This is a genomic window from Nguyenibacter sp. L1 (assembly GCF_035199985.1).
In the GTDB taxonomy this organism is placed as follows: Bacteria; Pseudomonadota; Alphaproteobacteria; order Acetobacterales; family Acetobacteraceae; genus Gluconacetobacter; species Gluconacetobacter vanlangensis.
In genome coordinates this window covers 1,622,203-1,643,656 of record NZ_CP127015.1, presented here as the reverse complement: position 1 = coordinate 1,643,656, position 21,454 = coordinate 1,622,203, and the positions used below count along the sequence as shown (strand labels likewise).

The 21,454-nt window shown below is 65.9% G+C and carries 18 protein-coding genes; 10 read left to right on the top strand and 8 right to left on the bottom strand.

All coding sequences use genetic code 11. The features are described 5' to 3' along the window. The first annotated feature begins 11 nt into the window (after window positions 1-11). The 4 genes from QN315_RS07515 to QN315_RS07500 all read left to right on the top strand — a co-directional run bounded on the left by QN315_RS07515 (window position 12) and on the right by QN315_RS07500 (window position 4,456). Window positions 12-1,448: a diguanylate cyclase gene (locus tag QN315_RS07515; RefSeq protein ID WP_323992623.1), complete on the top strand. Its 1,437-nt coding sequence runs from the start codon at window positions 12-14 to the stop codon at window positions 1,446-1,448. 53 nt (window positions 1,449-1,501) lie between these two features. Further along, window positions 1,502-2,521 carry an L-glyceraldehyde 3-phosphate reductase gene (gene mgrA / locus QN315_RS07510; protein ID WP_323992621.1) on the top strand — a complete coding sequence of 340 codons (1,020 nt, stop codon included), beginning with the start codon at window positions 1,502-1,504 and terminating at the stop codon, window positions 2,519-2,521. A gap of 164 nt (window positions 2,522-2,685) precedes the next feature. After that, a complete protein-coding gene (locus QN315_RS07505; RefSeq protein ID WP_323992619.1) occupies window positions 2,686-2,955 on the top strand; it encodes a hypothetical protein in 270 nt (89 codons plus the stop codon). A gap of 61 nt (window positions 2,956-3,016) precedes the next feature. Continuing rightward, window positions 3,017-4,456 carry a UbiA family prenyltransferase gene (locus QN315_RS07500; RefSeq protein WP_408904604.1) on the top strand — a complete coding sequence of 480 codons (1,440 nt, stop codon included), beginning with the start codon at window positions 3,017-3,019 and terminating at the stop codon, window positions 4,454-4,456. 18 nt (window positions 4,457-4,474) lie between these two features. Here the strand turns inward: QN315_RS07500 and QN315_RS07495 are convergent, their stop codons facing one another. Further along, on the bottom strand, window positions 4,475-5,896 hold the full coding sequence (locus QN315_RS07495; protein ID WP_323992614.1) for a serine hydrolase: 1,422 nt from the start codon (window positions 5,894-5,896) through the stop codon (window positions 4,475-4,477). A gap of 237 nt (window positions 5,897-6,133) precedes the next feature. On the opposite strand from QN315_RS07495, the gene QN315_RS07490 reads away from it, so the two are divergent. From QN315_RS07490 to QN315_RS07480, 3 genes are all read left to right on the top strand, one after another. Further along, window positions 6,134-7,846, top strand: a complete 1,713-nt coding sequence (locus QN315_RS07490) for a hypothetical protein (protein WP_323992612.1) — start codon at window positions 6,134-6,136, stop codon at window positions 7,844-7,846. Window positions 7,847-7,896: 50 nt separating this feature from the next. Further along, the gene (locus QN315_RS07485; RefSeq protein ID WP_176639368.1) at window positions 7,897-8,277 is read left to right on the top strand and encodes a multidrug efflux SMR transporter; all 381 of its coding nucleotides are present in this window, start codon (window positions 7,897-7,899) and stop codon (window positions 8,275-8,277) included. Between the two features lie 351 nt (window positions 8,278-8,628). After that, window positions 8,629-9,420 carry a phosphatase PAP2 family protein gene (locus QN315_RS07480; RefSeq protein WP_323992610.1) on the top strand — a complete coding sequence of 264 codons (792 nt, stop codon included), beginning with the start codon at window positions 8,629-8,631 and terminating at the stop codon, window positions 9,418-9,420. A gap of 105 nt (window positions 9,421-9,525) precedes the next feature. Here QN315_RS07480 and QN315_RS07475 read toward each other — a convergent pair whose 3' ends face one another. From QN315_RS07475 to QN315_RS07460, 4 genes are all read right to left on the bottom strand, one after another. Next, entirely contained in the window at window positions 9,526-10,608 is a 1,083-nt protein-coding gene (locus QN315_RS07475) for an acyltransferase (protein ID WP_323992608.1), read from the bottom strand. A gap of 211 nt (window positions 10,609-10,819) precedes the next feature. After that, complete coding sequence (locus QN315_RS07470) at window positions 10,820-12,124, bottom strand: glycosyltransferase family 87 protein (protein ID WP_323992606.1); 1,305 nt, start codon at window positions 12,122-12,124, stop codon at window positions 10,820-10,822. Between the two features lie 232 nt (window positions 12,125-12,356). Continuing rightward, window positions 12,357-13,817: a glycosyltransferase family 87 protein gene (locus QN315_RS07465; RefSeq protein WP_323992604.1), complete on the bottom strand. Its 1,461-nt coding sequence runs from the start codon at window positions 13,815-13,817 to the stop codon at window positions 12,357-12,359. 214 nt (window positions 13,818-14,031) lie between these two features. Next, on the bottom strand, window positions 14,032-15,111 hold the full coding sequence (locus QN315_RS07460; RefSeq protein WP_323992602.1) for an acyltransferase: 1,080 nt from the start codon (window positions 15,109-15,111) through the stop codon (window positions 14,032-14,034). Between the two features lie 218 nt (window positions 15,112-15,329). On the opposite strand from QN315_RS07460, the gene QN315_RS07455 reads away from it, so the two are divergent. Further along, entirely contained in the window at window positions 15,330-16,724 is a 1,395-nt protein-coding gene (locus QN315_RS07455; protein ID WP_323992600.1) for an amino acid permease, read from the top strand. A 24-nt stretch (window positions 16,725-16,748) separates the two neighbouring features. Here the strand turns inward: QN315_RS07455 and panB are convergent, their stop codons facing one another. The 3 genes from panB to QN315_RS07440 all read right to left on the bottom strand — a co-directional run bounded on the left by panB (window position 16,749) and on the right by QN315_RS07440 (window position 19,029). Then, the gene (gene panB / locus QN315_RS07450) at window positions 16,749-17,579 is read right to left on the bottom strand and encodes a 3-methyl-2-oxobutanoate hydroxymethyltransferase (RefSeq protein ID WP_323992598.1); all 831 of its coding nucleotides are present in this window, start codon (window positions 17,577-17,579) and stop codon (window positions 16,749-16,751) included. 66 nt (window positions 17,580-17,645) lie between these two features. Continuing rightward, entirely contained in the window at window positions 17,646-18,266 is a 621-nt protein-coding gene (locus tag QN315_RS07445; RefSeq protein ID WP_323992596.1) for a GNAT family N-acetyltransferase, read from the bottom strand. 88 nt (window positions 18,267-18,354) lie between these two features. Next, window positions 18,355-19,029, bottom strand: coding sequence for a TetR/AcrR family transcriptional regulator (locus tag QN315_RS07440; RefSeq protein ID WP_323992594.1), 675 nt, complete (start codon window positions 19,027-19,029; stop codon window positions 18,355-18,357). Window positions 19,030-19,281: 252 nt separating this feature from the next. Between QN315_RS07440 and QN315_RS07435 the strand changes: the two genes are divergently transcribed. Further along, window positions 19,282-20,847: an efflux transporter outer membrane subunit gene (locus QN315_RS07435; protein WP_323992593.1), complete on the top strand. Its 1,566-nt coding sequence runs from the start codon at window positions 19,282-19,284 to the stop codon at window positions 20,845-20,847. 149 nt (window positions 20,848-20,996) lie between these two features. Beyond that, window positions 20,997-21,410, top strand: coding sequence for an RNA polymerase-binding protein DksA (dksA, locus tag QN315_RS07430; RefSeq protein ID WP_176639938.1), 414 nt, complete (start codon window positions 20,997-20,999; stop codon window positions 21,408-21,410). Window positions 21,411-21,454: the final 44 nt, after the last annotated feature.

Genomic DNA, 21,454 nt, shown 5'->3' with positions numbered 1-21,454 from the left:
GCGGCTGGAAGATGATGCGTGAACGGACGATTGGCCCCCTGCTGGCAGCCGGCGTGGTCGGACTTGCGGTGTTCGCCGCTGCCATGTTCGGTGTCCTGACGCGCCCGTTCGGATTGCTGGCGGAAAGCTGGCCGGCCAATGCGCTGCTGCTGGGGTTGTTCATCGCCTTTCCCACCCTTGCCCGTCCCGGAAGCTGGCTGGCGGCGGGGGCGGCCTATCTGCTGGCGGACGGCCTGGCCGGGGACACGCTGCTGGTTAATGTCTGGCTGACGGCCGCCAATATGGCGGGGGTCGCCACCGGGTACGTCCTGTACCGCGCCATGGGGGCGGAACGCCGGCGCATGGACCAGGCATCGGCCATGCTGTACCTGTTCGTGGTCTGCGCCTGCGCAGCGGGCGCCGCGGCGCTGGTCGGGTCGGGCCTGTCCACCATGATGTTCAACCGGCCGGCCTGGGCCGGTTTCGCCGTCTGGTTCAGCACGGAATGCAACCGCTACGTCATCCTGCTGACGGTCTGCCTGGCCGGGCAGAGATGGCTGGGCGAGCGCAGGCGGCTGTCCTGGACGCTCGGGTGGCGCCATGTCCGGCATGTGGGGCCGCTGCTGACATTGGCGCTGTCGGTCGGGCTGATGGTCCTGCTGGGCGGTCCGGGCGCCATCGCCTTTCCGGTGCCGGCCCTGCTGTGGTGTGCGCTGGCCTATCCGATCTTTCCCATGAGCCTGGTCGTGGTGGCGTTCAACACGGCGATCACCACCCTGCAGGTCGAGGGACTGATCGTCATCCCGCACGTCTACAGCCATACCCTGGTCACGACGTCGTTCCGCCTGGGGCTGACGCTGATGGTGCTGGGGCCGCTGACGGTATCGACGATCATGGAGCGGCAGCGGCAATTGATCGCGCAACTGCATCGCGCCGTCGCGTGGGACAGCCTGACCAGCGCGCTGGCCCGGCGGACCTACCTGGAACTGAGCGAGGAGGCGCTGCTGCGCCCGACATCCGCGTCATTCAAGGGGGTCGCGGTGATGATGCTCGATCTCGACCTGTTCAAGCAGATCAATGACGGGATGGGACATTTCGCCGGCGACGTGGTGCTGGTCGAGGTCACCCGCGCGATCGCCGGCGAATTGCGCCATACCGACCTGTTCGGGCGGATGGGCGGCGAGGAATTCGCCGTCACCCTGTTCGATATCGCTCCGCAGGACGCGCGCAGCCTGGCCGAGCGGCTGCGCCATCGGGTCGAAACGCTGGAGATCACGACCGATGGCGGTGCTGCGATCTTCGTCACCATCAGCATCGGCATGGTGCACGCATCCGGCCACGGGCTGACGGGCCTGCGTCCGCTGCTTGCCGCGGCCGACGCCGCGTTGTACCTGGCAAAGGCCGGCGGCCGGAACAAGGTCGTGATGTTCGACGCCGAAAGCAACAGCGAGGCGGATGTCTGCGCATAGTGTGGCCGACGGGCGCATGATGCTGTCCGTCCGCCATGGAAGGAGACCCTGTCATGACCTGGACACCCAATCCCGAACGCTATCGATCCGCGACCTTCCGCCGCTGCGGCCGGTCGGGGCTGGATCTGCCGCCGATCTCGCTGGGGCTTTGGCATAATTTCGGCGGCATCGACGTCTTCGAGACCGGACGCGCGGTGATTCGCCGGGCCTTCGACCGGGGCGTGACGCATTTCGACCTGGCCAATAATTACGGCCCGCCCTACGGCTCGGCCGAGGAGAATTTCGGTACGATCATCAGGAAGGATTTCACGGCGCATCGCGACGAGATGATCATTTCGTCCAAGGCCGGCTGGGACATGTGGCCCGGTCCCTACGGTGCCGGCGGGTCGCGCAAATACCTGCTGGCCTCGCTCGACCAGAGCCTGCGCCGCATGGGCCTGGATTATGTCGACATCTTCTATTCCCACCGTCCCACGCCCGACGTGCCGCTGGAAGAGACGATGGGCGCGCTGGTGCAGATGCATCGCCAGGGCAAGGCGCTCTATGTCGGCATTTCCTCCTATGGACCCGAACGGACCCGCCAGGCGGCCGAGATCCTGCGGGCCGAAGGCGTCCCGCTGCTGATCCACCAGCCGTCGTACTCGATGCTGAACCGTTGGGTCGAGACCGCATTGCTGGACACGCTGGCCGAGCTGGGGGTGGGCTGCATCGCCTTCTCGCCGCTGGCGCAAGGGTTGCTGACGAACAAATATCTGAACGGCGTGCCGGCCGATTCCCGCGCGGCGGCGGGCGATTCCTTTACCGCCGCGATGCTGACCGAGGGCAATCTGGCTCATGTCCGCGCGCTGAACGACATTGCGCGCGCGCGGGGGCAGAGCCTGGCGCAGATGGCCATCGCCTGGGTGCTGCGCGATCCGCGCGTGACGTCGGCGCTGATCGGCGCGCGCAACGTCGCGCAACTGGATGACTCGCTGGACGCGCTGAACGGGCTGGCATTCAGCGATGCGGAACTGACCCTGATCGATCGCTATGCGCACGAGGGCGGGATCGATCTGTGGCGCGATCTGGGGTGACGGGGGTGGGTCACCTGCGCCCAAACGTACTATAAAGAAAAACGCGGAAAGAAAATCGAGGTAAAATTTCGCCGGCGGTCCGCAACTTTGGCCGCCGCGGAATGTTGCTCTTGCGGTCGGACGTTAACGATCGGTGAGCGAAGAATTAACATCCGGTGTGCCGGATGTCGGAAAATCGGTCATCGGGCGCGGGCGGCCGGCCGGACACAGAATTACGCCAAAAAACTTTAACTTTCTATTGTCATGGACATCCTTATCCGACCGCTGATCCTGCCCGGTCGGATGACGCTCTGGCCTGCAGTGCCGGCGACGGCCTTGCCGACGATGTGCTGTTCGGATTTGCCGGACATCGTACGTCGCGGGCGGCGAAGGACGTTTTTTATCGCGTCGAATCCCTGAAGACGCAAGAAAATATAAAGAACAATATAAATTGAAGAATTTCCGGATTATTTCAAAAATTAAAAAGATATTTCATAATATATATTGAGGCGAGAAATGGATACGTCGGCGGCGCTGATTCATGAAACGCGATATCCGTTGGTTGTTGATCTCGACGGCACGTTGATTGCCTCGGATCTGTTGATCGAATCCTTTTTCAGTTGCGTCGGGCGAGAGATCAGCTCCCTGCCCGCGCTGTTCTCATCGCTGTGGCGCGGCAAGGCGCAGTTGAAACAGGACCTGGCGGGACGTGTCGAGATCGACCCCGCGACCCTGCCATATCAGGACGCGGTGCTGGCGGTGATCGACGAAGCCCGCGCCGCCGGGCGTCCGGTCTATCTGGCGACCGCGAGCAACGCGCGCTATGCCGACGCGGTATCCGGCCATCTTGGCGGTTTCTCGGGCGTTTTTGCCAGCGACACCCGAACCAATCTCAGCGGCGCCAACAAGGCGCGGGCGCTGATCGAGGCATTCGGCGAGCAGGGTTTCGATTATGTCGGAAATCACCGGCAAGATCTTGAAATCTGGCGCCATGCGCGCCGCAGGCTGGCGATCGGGCTGGACGGCGCCTCGCTGCGCAGGCTGAAATCGTCCGATAACGTCACGGTTCTGGAAAAACCGGGACAATCGCTGAAAACATGGATGCGTGCCCTGCGGGTGCACCAATATGCCAAGAACGTGCTGGTCTTTCTGCCCGTCCTGGCGGCCCATGCGTTCGGCGTGTCGGGCCTGCTGCAAAGCATCGCCGCGTTCCTGGCCTTCTGCGTGACGGCCTCGGCGATCTATCTGGTCAATGACCTGGTCGATCTGGACGACGACCGACATCACCCGTCGAAAAGACATCGCCCGCTGGCGAGCGGCCGCCTGTCGATTCATGCGGCACTTGCGGCCATTCCCGTGCTCGCGCTGTGCGCGGTCGCCCTGTGCATGATGCTGCCGGCGCTCTTTTCGGCCACGCTGCTTGGCTATGTCGTCCTGACCACCTGTTATTCCTTCTGGCTGAAACGCAAGCAGTTGGGCGATGTCGTGGGGCTGGGATTGCTCTACACCGCCCGGCTGGTCGGCGGCGCGGCGGCGACCGGCATCGTCCTGTCCGAATGGATCCTGGCATTCTCGCTGTTCGTCTTCACGTCTCTTGCGATCGTCAAGCGTTATACCGAATTGCTGGTGCGGCTGGACAAGAACCTGCCGGAATCCAGCAGCCGGGCATATCGCAAGGACGATCTGGGGGTCCTGGCGTCGCTGGCGGCGGCATGCGGCTGCAATGCGGTCACGGTGTTTTCGCTGTATATCGCATCGGATTCCGTAAGGGCGATGTATCGTCACCCCGATGTTTTGTGGCTGCTGCCGCCGATCCTGCTGTTTCTGCTGGCGCGGGCGCTGATGGTCGCGCACCGGCGCCACATGCATGACGACCCGGTCATCTGGGCGCTGCGCGACCGCACCAGCCGGATCGCCATGGTCTTTGCCGGGCTGATCGTCCTGGCTGCCGTATGATCCGCTGAAACCGTGGAACTATCCGTGATCGTCCGCGACATCATGCCCGTCGCCCCGTACGGTGGCGACGGCCGAGGCGACCAGGCGGCCGAAATTCCCGATGCCGAAGAACGGCGCGTCGGACCGGCTGAGCCAGACGACGACCAGCCGCCGCGACGGCACGATGGCGATGAACTGGCCCATCTTGCCCATGGCATAATAGGTGTCGTCGGGCACGCCGGCCATGATGGGCATGCCGACGGGCGGCGCGGCTGCCGGGGCGTGGCGGTTGGTCCACCACCCGGCGCCATAGTTGGCATTCAGGGTCGGCGTGGCGGAAAATCGCGCCCATCCGGCGGGCAGGATGCGCTTGCCGTCCACGATGCCGTCATTCAGGTACAGCGTACCGAACCGCGCCCAGTCCCGTGCCGAGGCCAGGACGCCGCTGGCGCCGACCGGCGTGCCGGTCGCATCCATTTCCAGGGTCGCGTGGCGCATTCCCACCGGCAGGAACAATTCCCGAAACGCGAAATCCTGGACGGACGCGCCGGTGCCCCCTGCGGCATCGCGCACGATGCGGGCCAGGATATGCGTCGTAGCACTGCTATAGGCCCAGCGCGTGCCCGGGGCCGAGACCAGCCCGGCCTGAATCTCGCCGGGGAAGGGGTCGGGAATGGCGAACATGGTCTGGATGCGCGGTCGCAGCAGATCCGTCCATCCGGCGGCTTCGTCCAGGTTCAGGCCACTATCCATGCGCATCAGATTCTCGATCGTGATGGCATGGCGCGGATCGTCGGCGCCATGCCAGGCAGGGATGGGCGCCGCATCCGCGACCGAGATCGCCCCGTCGCGAACCAGGATGCCGACCAGCGCATTCATGACGGACTTGGCGACCGAGAAACTGAAGACCGGGGTGTCGACGCCATATCCCGGTGCGTAGCGTTCCGCGATGATCCGCCCATCATGCATGATGACGACCGCCTTGACCGGGTGACGGGCCGGCTGCGCGGAGGCGGCGAAGCTGGCATCCAGCGCCGCGTGCAGGGCCGGACTGGCCGTCTCGACCGGCGCGCTCTCTTCGGGATGGTCGGTCAGGACGCCGGGGAGGCGGACCGGCGTCAGGGACTCCCCCGGATAGACCAGGGTGCAGCCGATTCCGGGGCGATAGATCGCACGGCTGGAAAAGGCCCCGAGAATACTTGCACCGACGGTCTGATGAGTGCGGTCGACATCGTAGCGCATCGCCTTGTCGATCCGTCCCATCAATCCGCCGGACGTGCGGCGCTCGGCAATGGTCTCCCGTGGATCGACAAGGCTGACGAATGTCTCGCTGCAAATGTCATGTGCCATGCCGCCCGTCAGGATGCGCAGCGCCCGGTCGGGACGGGTCCATAATGCAGCGGATGCCAGTGCCGTGCCGCAAAGAACGATGGAAACGGCGGCAAGGTTCTTTTTCTTCATGATCGGATTCCTGGCGTGTGCGCGGCGCGTGGGGCCGTTCGGCCGATGCCCGCGTAAACAAGGCGCGGGCGGCGGCCGGGTTGCACGGCAGCGGCTCCCGCGCGACCAGGCCGATGCCGGGGCGGATGAAACTTTCCGTGCGGGAACGGGTTGGCGCTGTGGATTGTCGCGGGATGACCGCGAAGGCGGCCCCGCGTCTTTGGTTTTTGCGAGCGCACGAATCGGATCGAGGTGAAAATGGAAGCGAGCATCGACACGATCACGGCGATCCCGCATGAACGATATGCCTTGCGGCATTATGCATCGTTCGCGATCGTTTCGTTTGGCGCGCTCCTGTCGCTGGCGATATCCGGATATGCCGGCGGACAGGAAAACAACCTCTATCATTTTCCGATTCTGGCCCGCCTGTATGACGAGCCGCAATTCGCCGACGATCCATTCGTGCAGACCCTGCGCTTCTACGCGTCGGGATTCTGGCAGATGCTGGCCGGACGGGTACGGGGTGAGGACGTCTATGCGCTGCTCTTCGTCCTGCAGATCTTCTCGCGGCTGGTGCTGTTCGCCGGCATGCTGGCCTGGGCGGCGTTGCTGGGGATCGAATCCCGGGGCAGGCAGCTCCTGTTCGTGACGCTGATCGCCCTGTCCACGATTCTGCGCGGCTACTCCAAGGCGGGCGACGGCGGGCTGCTGATCGATTATTTCACGCATTCCGAACTGGCGAACGGCACGATGCTGCTGTCGCTGGCCTGGGCCGCGCGCCGCCGCGTCGCCGCCGCGTTCGCCATGAACGGCGTGACGTTCTTCATCAATGCGTTCGTGGCGGTCTGGACGGCGGCGCCGCTGGCCGTCATCCTCTGGGTCCAGTGGCGCCGGGGGATGTGGGCCGCGCGGGCGCTGGCGGCACAGGCGGCGGCGGGGCTGGCGCTGTTCGCTGTGGCGGCGGCGCCGGTGGTGCATACGGTATTGGCCGACCCCTACGGCCATCCCGTACCCGGGTTCGATTACGTCTCCTTCCTCGAGGAATTCTTCCCCTACCATTTCCTGATCTGGACGATCCCGGCCGGGGAGATCGGGAAGTTCCTGGTCGTCTGCTGCTGCGGCGTGGCCGCGGCCGCCATGCTGCGCGTGCCCGGCGCGCTGCTGCCCCAGGCAATAATGGGGGCGGCCGCCGTCTGGGGCGTCGGGGTCGTCCTGCCTTTCGTCACGCATGCGCGCATGCTGCTGAACCAGCATCTGCTGCGGGCCGGCAGCAGCGTGCACCTGCTGGCGGCGATCGCGGTCGCGGGGCTGGCGGTCCGATGGGTATCGTCGACGCGCGCCGCCGACCGGCGCCTGTGGGCGCCGTCGCTGGCGGCCTTGTCCTGCTCGTCGGAAAGCCTGCTGCCGGCGATCCCGCTGCTGCTGCTGGCGCGGTGGTGGTGGCCGGCGCCGTCCGTGGCCCGGGGGCCTGTCCTGGCGCCGGTCCTGCTGGCCGGGGTCGCGCTGGTCGGCCTGGCGCGCATCTATCATGCGGTCACCTGGGAACGCACGGTTGTGGCGCGGCGCGACGATTGGCAGGCGCTGGGCGAGTGGGCGCGGGCGAACACGCCCGAACGCGCCAAATTTCTGGTCCCGCCGGGCGCGTCGCGCGGGCTCGGCAGCGTCGCGTCCGCGCGATCGGCCGAACAGGACCGGCTTTTCGAGGGGTTTTCCGTCTTTGCGTATTTTTCGCACCGGCAGGACTGGGTGTCGCGCCCGGCGGGGGCGGCCGTGATGTGGGCGCCCGCCTATTACTGGACATGGCACACCCGGCTGGCCGAGGTCCAGGGCCTGGCTGATCTGACGGACCGGCTGCGCTATGCCGCACGGCACGGCCTGTCCTATGTGGTCGATGGCTGCGTTCGCGATGCCGGTCCGGCGCCCAGGGCCCGTTTCGGCCGCCTGTGTGTTTATGACGTGCCCGGAACGTAGCCGAAATAATGTTGATGTCATTCCGTTTTTTTGGAAGGGAGTTCCAGTTCATGAAATCCGTGACGCTTGCCCTTGTTCTGATCAGTGTCCTTCTCTCGTCGTCGGCCCAGATCCTGCTGAAGACCGGCATGTCCGGCCGGACCGTGCAGGCGGCGATGACGAAAGGCGCCGCGTTGCGGGACATGGTAACGGCGATCGCGTTGAACCCGTCGGTGCTGTTCGGATTGTTCGCCTTCGGGCTGAGCGCCGTCGTCTGGCTGCTGGTCCTGGCCCGTCTGGACGTCTCGCAGGCCTATCCGTGCGTGGCGCTGGGCATCGTCCTGACGGTGCTGGCCGGAATCGTCTTCCTGGGCGAACCGATTCATCCCGCGCGGCTGATGGGGCTGATTGTGATCGTATCGGGCGTGATCCTGATGGCGCGCGCGGCCTGAAACACGGCCCCGATCCGTCTCGCCGGCGCGCGTCACGGCATCATCCGCCCGTTCTGATAAAGACGCACGCGTCGGATCGACGCGTGCTTTTTTTTGCCCGGATCGAAAAAATGTCGAGAACAGCACAATGAGTCCCGTTCCTGGGAAGACGCTGTTTGGATTCAAAATATGAATTTTTCTTGAAATATATGTTAATGATGTTTTTCAGGCGTTTCGGAGCGGTGTTGCCTGCTTTTCAAATTTTTGACGTGGGCTGCCGGCCCTGCCCGTGTGCGGCCGGAACCGGTGGCAGGACGTCTCGGTATTGAAAATTATATTTTTGGAAACGAATAATAATAAAAGGAGGTCTTCGTGTCCGGAGAAACGGTTGCACCGTCCTTTCAGAGGGGTTCGAAATCCGCGCTGATTCCGATCCTGATCTTTGCCGTCGTCGCATCGCTGTCCCTCGGCGGTGTGCGGGGGGTCGATTATATGATCATGCATGGCTTGAACAGGCTGTCCGGCCGGTCGGCCATTCTCGACCACGCCATTTTCGGCCTGACGAAGGATATGTTTTCCAGCGTGATTCTGCTGTCACTCGTCGTCTATGCCTGGTACGGCACGCTGGACGCCGCGAAACGCGCGGGCATCCTGGTCGGCGTTTTCATGTCCTTTGCTTCAGGAATCATCAGCCGTGTCCTGCAGCTTCTGCTGCCGACACATCACAGGCCGCTTCATGACGCGGCGCTTCATTTCAGGATTCCGTTCGGTGTCCAGGCGGACACGCTCAATCACTGGGCGTCGTTTCCGAGTGACCATGCCGCGGTGACGTTCGGACTGGCCTGCACCCTGTACCTGGCGAATATCCGCGTGGGGCGCGTGGCCTTTGCGCTGGTGGCGCTTTTGAACCTGGTGCGGATCTATCTGGGCCTGCATTATCCCTCGGATGTCCTTGCCGGGGGCATGCTGGGGATCGCCCTGGTCGTCACGACCCGGCCGTTTCAGGATTCCCGCATCGTACGCGGGATCCTGGCATGGGAATTTTCCCATCGCGCCCTTTTCTATGCGCTGGCCTTCTATCTATGCTTCGGCATAGCGACGTTGTTCAACGATTACCGCTCGGCCTTGGCCGATATCGCGAAGATGGTTGTTCCGCATAGTTAAGGCGGAGTCATCATCGTTGCACGCCGGCGTCCTGCCTGTGGAATCCCTGTACGAATTCCGCAGGCAGGACATGGCGCTTCGTCACGCGGGTCCAATCGATGTGCGTCACGGGCTGCTCTGGATCGGCGGCGCCGTTGTTCCGGCAGTCGGCTGCCGGAACACGGCCAGGGACCGGTCCAGCCAGCCACGAAATGCAGTGTCCAGTTCGCTCAGCAGCCAGGCAAAGCCCAGCAGGCCGCCCAGGATCAGCAGGCATTGCGGCGAGGTGACGCTGGCGGGAAGGATATGCAGGGCGTGGAAGGCGAAGGCGCCCAGCAGGGCGAGCATCGGGACATGCACGGTATAGAGCGGATAGGATGCCGCCCCGAGCGCCTTGAAGATCGTCAGGCTCCTGCCGGTCGGTTGCGTGGCGGCGCCCATCCAGATGATGGCGGGCATGAGAAAGAAGACCTCGATCAGGTCCTGTACGCCGCGCGGGACGAAAGACGGATGGATGACCAGGCCAAGCCCCAGCAGCACCATCGGTACCCAGGCGCCGAGCTTGAACGCGACAAGGCGGGGGCGGGCGCGCCACAGCAAAATGCCCAGGAAGAACGAGAAACCCAGCCGCGCCAGGGCGCCGGGGGCCTCCGGCCAGATGAATCCGGTATTGAGGCTCTGATAGAAATGTGCGGTCGCGATCAGGCCGAGCGCGGAGAGGCCGACGATGCCGATCAGGACCCGGTTGCTCAGTTTTCGCCACGTGGCCGCCATGACGAGATTGACCGCCAGTTCATAGAACAGCGACCAGGCGGGGTAATTGAGGGGATAGAGTTCCTGGCTTGATCCGAACCAGGGAATGTAGAAAAGGGACGGCAGGAAGGGCGCCAGCTTGGAAACCGGGGCATAGTGCATGGCGATGGCGAGCGCGGTCGCCGCCGCCGAGATGGTCAGCCCCAGCGCATAGAGCGGCCAGAGGCGCAGGACCCGTTTCCACATGAAGCTGGACAGTGCCATGCCCGCGTCCAGCCGCGCCGAATAGGCGTCGGCGAGGACGAAGCCGCTGAGCCCGAAGAAGAGATCGACCGCCAGATATCCGCCGGCCGGAGACCAGGTGGACGCGAAAATGACGGGGGTATGACACAGGACGACGGCGGCCGCGGCCAGGCCGCGCAATCCGTCCAGAGTGTGAAAGAGACGCCTTGGCATGTCACGATTTTCCTTTGTTTTTTCGAAATGAAGAATCTCCGTGCCGGGCAAGATGTATTGGTTCAGATGTCGCTTAAGAAAATATGGAGAACCGTTCCGGACCGGGTTTGGTCTCTGCCCGCCATGGCGGGCGTAAACCGGGATTCCGGCTTCGGGCGGACCGTTCGATGGGGCGCGCGACGTGGCGCGCTCCACGCACGTCCCGCCGCGTTTATGGCGCGAGGCCGGTTTCCGCCGTCTCGTCGATCGTGCCGACCATATCCTCCGGCCTGTCGGTCTGTGTCGCCCGCAGGTAACTGCGGCAGAGAGTCAGCAGAAAGAGCAGCCCGCCGCACAGCCATGGGGATACGATCGTGCGTGTCCAGATGGGGGCCAGGCGGCCCGTCATCAGGGCACCGGGATAGAAGACGGGCAGCGAACACAGAATGACGCTGGTCCAGAACAGGATCTTCGTGGCCGGGCCGCCCGGAAGCGGCAGCCGGCCCGTCAGATACAGGCTCCAGGGCAGCAGCAGCAGCAGGAAATAATGGGTCCAGGATACCGGACTGGTCACCACGCAGAACGCGATCAGCAGGCTGAAATCGACGGCGTCGGCCGAACCGAAACCCCGGATGTCGGTCCACGGCATGGTGCGTCGCCACTGCCATGCGGTCCAGGCGCTCAGCGCAAGCAGCAGCGGCGGCAGCAATTTCGCCAGAAGCATGAGCGGATGAGGCAGGGCATGACCGTAATCGTAGTCGTACATATAGGTCGGCCCCGACCACAGGCGCAGCAGGAAGGCCTCGAACGATTGGTTATTGAAGGCGCCGATCGGATTGCGCGACAATTCGACGATACACCGCATGTACCAATGGCGGGTGAAGTCCATGCCGAATACGGCCACCGAGGACAGCGCAGTCGCGGCGACGATGCCCGCGCCGGCCAGGGCGGCCCGTCCGAGGCGCCGGGATATGAAATAGACGACGAAGAGCATGATCATCGGCTTGATGATCGCGGCCAGGCCGATCAGCGCGCCCGCGGCATAAAACCGTCTGGTCTGCAGACACCGCAATGCGCAGGTCAGTGCAAGCAGGACGAAATGCGTGGTGTTGCCGCAGGAAAAGACGCAGTACCACAAAGGGCCGTTGAGAAGGAACAGGAAGAGGACCAGGAATTTCTGGCGGGTCGTGCATCCTCTGGTCAGCAGGACGTAGGTATAGCCGATCGCCGCGAAGCTGAGCAGATAGAACGAGAGTTCGCCCAGGCGATGATGCAGGACCGCGAACGGCACGAACAGGAAGGAGACGATCGGCCAGTTGACGAAGTAGAGCTTGAGGATCAGCGGCAGGAGCGCCGAGGGACCATGGTGCAGAATGGCCTCGCCTGCTGCGTAATAGCCCTTGCGGAAATCGCCCAGGGGCAGCGGATGGGGTTCGGGAAAAGGCGGGTGCACCTGCAGCCAGGTCATGAGCATGAGGAATGCGATCGCCAGGGCGCCATAGGCGGCGACGCTGGTGGTCAGGCGGTATGCGCGCATCGTACCCTCCTCGGGGCCGGATCCCGGCCATCTGCGCGCCGGGACGCGGGACAAGCTGTGAAATGCTCGATCGGCAGGCGCATGTCCTGCGATCCGTCCCGCGCGGCCGGCCCGATGGCCCGGATATGCGGGGTTCTGAAATATCGTTTTATAATATCGTTCTATATCGGGCCCCGTCCCTGAAGGATGTCGGAGACGGGACGGGGGGACGCCGATATCCGTTCGGGCGGGGTCAGCGCCAACTGACGTCGGTCAGGCCGGGAAAGGCCTGCGGATGGGGTGCGCGCCGATGGCCGACGCTCCAGCCGAGATCGCGCCTGGACAGAAAGACCAGGAGGAGCACCCCGAGCACCGCGAAAAATTCATAGGATTGCAGGATGTTGAAACGGGTCGTCGCCAGGAGGTTCAGCGGCGACAGGACATTGGCCACGGTCACGAAGGCGACGCCCAGCAGCAGCCAGCGCCGGCGGCGGTCGGAGGCATCGGGTATTTCCAGCAGCGAGAAGAAGAGCAGGGAAAAGACCGGCAGCAGGATTCCGTAATGATGTTCCCATGCCACGGGCGACGCCGCGGTGAAGCAGAGCCCGGCCACCATGAGGGAGGCGGTCGCGGCACGCGGGGTGACGGCGGCCCGCGTGCTCCAGAGACCGCCGGCGAGCAGAAGGCCGGTCGAGAGCAGAGTCAGCGCATAGGTGACGCCGTCATAGGGGGCGAAGCGGTGATATTCCCAGATCAGGTTGGTGCCGTTGCCGAGCAGGCGATTGACCAGCCCGTTCATCGACTGATTGGCATAGAAGCTTTCGCCGTGCCGCCCGATGAAGGATAGCACGCGCAGATAGGATTGCGGCCACGACCAGCCATAGAGCAAGCCCGAGGCGACATAGCCCGCGCCGGCGCAGGCCGCCAGGCCGGTGACGAAGGCGCGGTCCCTGCGCAGCAGCCCCCAAAGCAGGAACAGCGCCATCTGCGGTTTGACCAGGGCGGACAGGCCGAGCAGCACGCCGGCCAGTCCGGACCGCCGGCTGGCGTAGAAATAGCAGGCGAAGACGAACAGCGCGTCCAGCAGAACCTGGATCTGGCCGAGATAGACTCCCCGGATCAGCGGATAGAAACACAGCGTGGTCAGCAACGACGCTGCGCCGATCCAGACAGTTCGCGCCGACGGACCGGGCGCCGCCGTCCGGACCGCGAACATTCGCGCCAGTCGCAGATTCAGCAGGACCATGCCGGGAAAGATCGAGAACCAGGCCGCCAGGCCGAGCAGGTTCAGTGCATGCACCGCGTCCCGGCCCTGGAGCGGAAGCCACTGGATCGCCAGCAGCGACGAGAGCGGGTACTGAAACTTGGTGCCCATGTCGAAAAAGAAATAGTCGTACGCGTCGCCCCCCGGATGGCGTTGCAGCCAGTCGCGTACCGCCAGCATGGGGGTCCAGGAATCATCGCCGGCCAGATGGCGAATATCACGTAGAATACTGATATTATTGCTGAAATATGAATTGTCGAGCGCCCAGGCCAGCCCGGCGGGATGCAGGTGGCGCAGCGCCAGGATGCATGCGCTGATCGCGACCATGACCGACGGAATGAAGACGCAGACGCGCCTGAGCATGGTGACGACGGGATCGCCGGGACCTCCGGGATCGTCGTCCGGCAACGGGGCGCGGTTCGGAACGGCGGGATCGACGGATATGGGCACGTCTGTCACTCCTCGTCGCCTCATGCGGAACAGCGGATCGTCCGCTGTGCCGCTCGCGGCGGGGTGAACTGCCGAATCGCCCGTAAGTTCCCCGTTTCGGATACGAATCGTTAATCACAAAGCCGAATGCGCGGGATGTGCGGTGCCTTCGGGCGCCGCACATCCCGCGCGGCCGCGTTTGTGCCGCCGGCTCGGAATACCGTCCCGAGACGGATCAGGGCGTGCTTTCGATCGGCGGAGCGATCCCGGCGGGCCGTTGGCGGAGCGACGCCAGGGCGCGGTCCAGTTGCGCGCGAAATGCCGCGTCCAGTTCGCTCAGCAGCCACGCGAAGCCCATCAGACCGCCCAGAATCAGCAGGCATTGCAGCGAGGTAACGCTGGCGGTGGAGATATGCAGGGCGTGGACGGCAAAGGCGCCCAGCAGCGCGAGCATCGGGACATGCACGGTATAGAGCGGATAGGATGCGGCCCCGAGCGCCTTGAAGATCGCCAGGCTCTTGCCCGTCGGTTGCGTGGCGGCGCCCATCCAGACGATGGCGGGCATGAGAAAGAAGACCTCGATCACGTCTTGTACGCCGCGCGGGACGAAAGACGGATGGAGGGCCAGGCCGATCCCCAGCAGCACCATCGGTACCCAGGCACTGAGCCTGGACGATACGGTGCGGGGGTGGACGCGCCACAGCAGGATGCCCAGGAAGAACGAGAAGCCGACCCGCGCCAGCGCGCCGGGAATCTGGCTCCAGAAGAATCCGGCATTGAGGCTCTGATAGAAATAGGCGGTCGCGATCAGGCCGAGCGCGGAGAGGCCGACGATGCCGATCAGGACCCGGTTGCTCAGTTTTCGCCACGTGGCCGCCATGACGAGATTGACGACCAGTTCGTAGAACAGCGACCAGGAAGGATAGTTGAGGGGATAGAGCAACTGGCCGGACCCGAACCAGGGAATGTAGAAAAGGGCCGGCAGGAAGGGTGCCAGCTTGGAAGCCGGCGTATGATACATGGCGATGGCGAGCGCGGTCGCCATCGCCGAGATGGTCAGCCCCAGCGCATAGAGCGGCCAGAGGCGCAGGACCCGTTTCCACATGAAGCTGGACAGCGCCATGCCCGCGTCCAGCCGCGCCGAATAGGCGTCGGCGAGGACGAAGCCGCTGAGTCCGAAGAAGAGATCGACCGCCAGATACCCGCCGACCGGAGACCAGGAGGCCGCGAAGATGAGGGGAGTGTGGCACAGGACGACCGCGGCCGCGGCCAGGCCGCGCAATCCGTCCAGAGTATGAAAGAGGCGCCTCGGCATGTCGCAATTCCTCGCTTGTTGTTGGAAAGGAACGTCCTCGCGCTGGAGCGGATGTATTGATACAGGTCGTGTTTAAGGGAGTATGAAGAGACGGGCCGGTTTCCGTTCTCATTACCATTGCCGGCCGGTGTTTTGTTTTGCGTGGCACGCGCCGGCGTCTATGCTGAATGGAAGCGGCGGCCACCGGGACGCGCCGCGCTTGGGGAAGGAGTCGGTTCTTGGGTCTGAAGCAGCGCCATATCCTGTTCATGGCCCTGGGCGGGTCGGTGGGCGCGGGATTGTTCCTGGGGTCGGGCAGCGCCATCCAGCAGGCGGGTACGTCGGTCCTGCTGGCCTATGTCATGTGCGGCCTGGTCGTCTTTCTGATCGGCCGGGCGGCGGCCGAACTGGCGCTGAGCGACCCGGGCGGCCGCACCCTCAACGCGTTCGTGGGGCGCTATCTGGGCGCGCGCATGGAATTCCTGGTGGGCTGGAGCTACTGGCTGATCTGGACGCTGGTCTGCATCTCGGAAATCACCGCGGCCGGCGTGTTCGTGCGCTACTGGCTGCCCGGGATGCCGCAATGGGTGGTCGCCGCATTGTTGGGGGCCGTGCTGCTGGGGGTCGGGTCGCGCGCCGTGGCCCTGTTCGGCGAGCTGGAATTCTGGCTGGCGCTGCTGAAGATCTGGGCCATCGTCGCGCTGATCCTGTGCGGACTGGCGGTGATCCTGGGCCATGTCGGTCCGGCCGGGGGCAGCGCGTCCTTCGCCAATCTTCTGGCGCCGGGGGTGATCCTGCCGCATGGGGCGGCCGGGTTCGCCGCCATCCTGCCCGTGGCGCTGTTCGCCTTCGGCGGGACCGAAATCGTGGCTCTGACTGCCGCCGAGACCGACGACGCGGCGCGCGTGCTGCCGCGCGCGATCAACGGTATCGTCGGACGGATCATCATCTTCTATATCGGCAGCCTGGCGGTCATCATGGCGATCGTCCCCTGGGCGCAGGCCGATGCGGGGCACAGTCCCTTCGTCCTGGCCTTCGACCGGATGGGCCTGCCCGCGGCCGGGGCGGCGATCAATGCTGTCATGGTGCTGGCGGCGCTGTCGGCCTGCAATGCCGGGCTGTATGCGACCAGCCGGACATTGGCGTCGCTGGCCGAAAGCGGCATGGCGGCGCGCCGGTTCGGCGCGCGCACGGCTAACGGCGTGCCGGCAATGGCGTTCGCGGCGTCGTTCGGCACGGTGCTGGCCGGCGTCGTGCTGAACTATTTCCTGTCGGACCGGGTGTTCGGATATGCCCTGCAGGGCATTTCATTCCTGCTCATCTTCGTCTGGGGCACGATCATGGTGGCGCATCTGCGCTATCGCCTTACGGAAGATGCCGCGCGCGACGGGGGCGCGCCGGTCGCGTCCCTGCCCGGGGCGCCGTTCAGCAACCTGGTGGCCATCGCCTTCCTGCTGGCGATCGGCGTGGACATCGTCTGGGGCGGCCGGCTTTACGTGCCGTTCGCGCTGGATGCCGCCTGGCTGGGCGGGTTGCTGCTGGTCAACGGCCTGGCCGCGCGGACATGCCGCCAGAGCAGATCCCGTTCAAGCAGGTCCCGTTCAAGCAGATCCCGTTCAAACGGACTCGTTTGAACGGGTGAGGATGCTCACGCCGCGTCACTCCGTGTTCAGGGCATGCGCCAGTTCCGCCGGGTCCATGCCGGCGCTCTGTGCCGCGGTCGGGAACGCGCCGGATTCCACTTCGGCTGCATAGTCGCGCAGCGCGGCTTCGATCGCCGTGCCGATTTCGGCGAAACGCTTGGCATGGCGCGGGGATTTTCCGGGCAGCAAGCCCAGTATGTCGTGCCAGACCTGCACCTGTCCGTCGCAGCCGGCCCCGGCGCCGATGCCGATGACGGGGATCTGCAGGCGCTGCGCCAAGGTCGCCGCCAGCGGGGCGGGCACCAGTTCCAGCACGATGGCGAAGGCCCCCGCATCCTGCAGGGCCAGCGCGTCGTCCATCAGGCGCCGGGCGGCGGCGGCCTGCCTGGCCTGCACGCGCAGCCCCAGCGTGTGCTGGGCCTGGGGCGTCAGGCCCAGATGGCCCATGACGGGCACGCCCAGTTCGGTCAGGCGGCGGACGATCGGCGCGAGGGAGGCGCCGCCTTCCAGCTTCAGCGCCTGGACGCCGGCCTCCTGCATCATGCGGCGGGCGGAATGGATGGCGTCCGATTCGGTGGCATAGGTCAGGAACGGCAGGTCGGCCACGATCATGGCGCGGCCGGTGCCGCGCACCACCGCGCCGGCATGGCGGATCATGTCGTCCAGCGTGACCGGCAGGGTCGTGTCGTGCCCCTGGACGGTCATGCCCAGGGAATCGCCCACCAGCAGGATCGGTATGCCGGCGCGCTCGGCCAATGCCGCCGAAGGGGTGTCATAGGCGGTCAGCATCGCGATCCGCTTGTCGTCCCGCTTCATGGCCTGGATGTCGAACAGGGTGATACGCATGGTGGGCTCCGTCATGGGCGGCCCGGGCTGCATCGGGGGCTGCCGCATGGATATGGTGACGCGTGTTTACGAAAGCGCGCGGCCGTCGCCCACGCCCGTCCGGGGCAGCGCCCCGGGCAGTATCTGGGGCAGCACGCGGCGCATGGCGCAGCGCCGAGGGGCGGGCAGGCCGTGCGCGGCCTCGGCGGCCAGTATGGCGCGCAGCCGGGGCGTCAGGGCGGCCGGGTCCAGCAGGTCGAACCCCGCCCTGGCATAGAACGGGGCATTCCAGGCGACGTCGCGGAAGGTGGTCAGGGTCAGCGACGCGATGCCGCGCGCGGCGGCCTGCCGGGCGGCGCAATCCAGCAGGCGCCGTCCCAGCCCTTTTCCCTGCCGGTCGGGGGCCACGGCCATCTGCCAGACATGCAGCACCTTCCGCCCGGCATCGGGGCCGCCGCCATCCTCGATGGCGACGCGGGCGGTCAGGAAACCGACGGGGGATTCCCGGTGGGATTCCCGGGGGGCCGCCACCCAGCATGTCTCCTCGGCAATGGCGGCGCCGTGCGATTCGGCGGTCATCACCGCGTCGTCGGCGATCCAGGCCAGGTCGGGCAGGGTGCGGAACAGCGCGCCGGCATGCTGTTCCAGCAGCGGAAGGGCGGCGGCGTCCTCCCGCCGGGCCGGACGAATGACGATGGCGTCGGTCATGGCGGCGGCTGTACACCGTTGCCGGCCGAGACGCCAGCGACGGACGCGCCGTGGCGGCCGGATGGCAGGATCGTCGACGAGGGGGCCTTCAGGGCGTGGCCGCCGGTTCGGGGACGGGGGGCCCCTTGCCGGCGTCGAACGTGTTGAGGAAGACGCGCGTGATGGCGCGGGCGATCCGGGCGATGTCCTCGGCCTCGGCCGCGACGGGCAGTTGCAGGCGCTTTCGCGCCGTGATGCGGGTCTGGCACAGGGCATAGAACAATTCGGCGGCCAGCACCGGGTCCGGCACATTCAGCACGCCTTCGTTCGTGCGGGCGGCCAGCCAGTCGGCGAAGACCGCGATCGCCCTCTGCGGCCCGACCTGCCAGAAGGTCTCGGCCAGGACGGGAAAGGTGGCGGCCTCGGACACCACGATGCGGTTCAGCATCAGCGACAGGGGCGACGTGGTCAGCCGGATCATCGCCGAGGCGATGCCGATCAGGGTCTCCTCGGGCGTGCGCTTCTCGCCGATGGTCTCGAACAGCAGGGGCAGCTTCTCGCAGGCGCTGCGGCGGACGAAGGCGGTGAACAGGGCGGCCTTGCTGTCGAAGTAATTGTACAGCGTGCCTTTGGACACCCCGGCCTCACGCGCGATCTGCGACATGCTGGCGCCCTCATAGCCGTGGGCGGCGAAGATTCGTGCCGCGCCCTCGATGATCTGCAGCCGCTTGGCGGCGGATGCCCCCGGCAGGTCCGGGGCATCGGGGGGCGGTAGCGGGGACATTGCGCGGGGCTCTCCTGCGGCCGGTGCTTTCCCCGTCGGAGACGGATTGACCCGCCGGGGAAAGCCGATAGGGTGTGGAACGATGACCGAACGGGTCGGTCAGTTGCGTTGGATGATGTCACAATGTGTTCCGCCATGTCGATAGTGCCCGCGATCGCGGCCGGCGGGCGGCACGGATGGGGCCGCAGCATGGGAACCATAGGATGACAAGGGGGCCGGCTGGTGCGTAGGGGATATTCTTGGCGGGCCGCGGTGCTGGCTGTATCGGCCGTGGCCAGCGGATGCGCCGTCGGGCCCGATTACCACAAGCCCGCGCCGTGGGCCCCGCCGCATTGGGCCGGGTCGGGCGCCGTGCCGCCGACCGGGCCCGCGACCGGACGGGTGGTCAGCGACATTTCGGACGCGGCCCCCGATCCGGCCTGGTGGAACGTGTTCCACGATCCCGAATTGTCGGCGCTGGAACGCCGCGTGGCGTCGCAGAACCTGACGGTCGCCGTCGCCACCGCCCGCCTGGCGCAAAGCCGCTCGCAACTGCGCATCGCGGGGGCCGAGCGCTATCCGGGGCTGAGCGCCGCCGGATCGTACAGCCGGGTGCAATACAGCACCAAGGTGCTGCAGCGCATCGTCAGCAGCATCGGGCAGTCGGGCGAGCTGCCGCTGGCCAATACCACCAACCTGGCCGCCGAATCCGGCAAGTTCACCATCCCCGTGCTGGATATGTGGAGCGACAGCATCGACGCGACGTGGGAGGTCGATCTGTGGGGGCGCGTCCGCCGACAATATGAGGCCGCGTCCGCCGACCTCGACGCGTCGATCGAGGCGCGGCGCGGGGTGCTGATCGCGCAGATGGCCGAACTGGCGCGCGACTACATGATGCTGCGCGAGGCCCAGGCCGAGCTGCGCATCCTGCTGGATAATCGCGACACCGCGGCGCAGACGGTCGCGCTGAGCCGCCAGCGCAACGCGGCCGGCCTGGTCAGTGAACTGGACGTGCAGAGCGCGCAGGCCCAGCTCGACGCCGTGACGGCGCGGATTCCCCAGACCGAACAGCAGATCGCCCAGCAGGTGAACGCGTTGAGCCTGCTGCTGGGCGCCCCGCCCGCGGCCCTGGCGGGCGAGCTGCTGACGGATACCGCCATCCCGCCGGTTCCCCCGCGCGTGCCGGTCGGCGTGCCGTCCGAACTGGCGCGCCGCCGCCCCGACATCCGCCAGGCCGAGGCGCAGTTGCACTCGGCCACCGCCCAGGTGGGCGAGGCCGTGGCCGAGTTCTATCCGCGCGTGACCATCAATGCCGGGTTCGGGTTCCAGTCGCTGTCCTTCCGCGACCTGGGGTTCTGGAACGCAAAGACGTGGAATGTCGGCCCCTCGATCAGCCTGCCGATCTTCCAGGGCGGGCGGCTGCGCGGCCAGTTGGAACTGCGCCGCGCGGCCCAGCAGGAGGCCGCGATCACCTATCGCCGGACGGTGCTGGGGGCGTGGCATGAGGTCGATGACGCGCTGACGGCCTATCGCGACGAACAGATGCGCCGCGACAGTCTGCAGCGGCAGGTCGCGTCCGACCAGCGCGCGCTGGACCTGGCGCGCGACCAATATCGCCACGGCATGGTAACGTTCCTGACGGTGCTGGATGCCGAACGGCAGGTCCTGGGGGCGCAGACCGACCTGACGGGCAGCACCGGCGCGCTGTCGCGCGACCTGGTGCAGCTTTACGACGCGCTGGGCGGCGGGTGGGAAAGTGCGTTCCCCGAACGGATGCCCGCCCGCGTCCCGATGGCCGCGCGCGGTCCGGCCGCGACCCCCGCGCATGCGCCGGCCTGATCCGGTCGGCCGGGAATCGGCTGGAAAGGCGGGTTCTCCGGCCTTTCGGGGTTGGCGGATGGCGGCCGGCAGCGTATAAGCCGCCCGTTTCGCGGCGGGCCCCTGTCCGGCGAGGACTCGTCCGGGGGCGAAATTCAAGGACGCGCATCATGATAACACTTCCCCCCGATTACCGCCCCTCGGAAGACGAGGACTTCATGAACCCGCTGCAGGTGGAGTATTTCCGCCAGAAGCTGCTGAAATGGCGGGCCGATCTGCTGAAGGAAGCGGACGAGACACTGGCCAGCCTGTCCGAGGGCGGCATTCATGAGGCCGATATCACCGACCGCGCCAGCGTGGAAACCGACCGCGCCCTGGAACTGCGCACCCGCGACCGGGCGCGCAAGTTGATTTCCAAGATCAACCAGGCCCTGCTGCGAGTCGAAAACGGCTCCTATGGCTATTGCGAGGAAACCGGCGAGCCGATCGGCCTGAAGCGTCTGGAAGCCCGTCCCATCGCCACCCTGTCGATCGAAGCGCAGGAACGGCATGAGCGGATGGAAAAAATTCACCGCGACGACTGATCCCGGACGGGGGCCGCCGCTTTCTGTTCGGCAGGGGTTGCAAC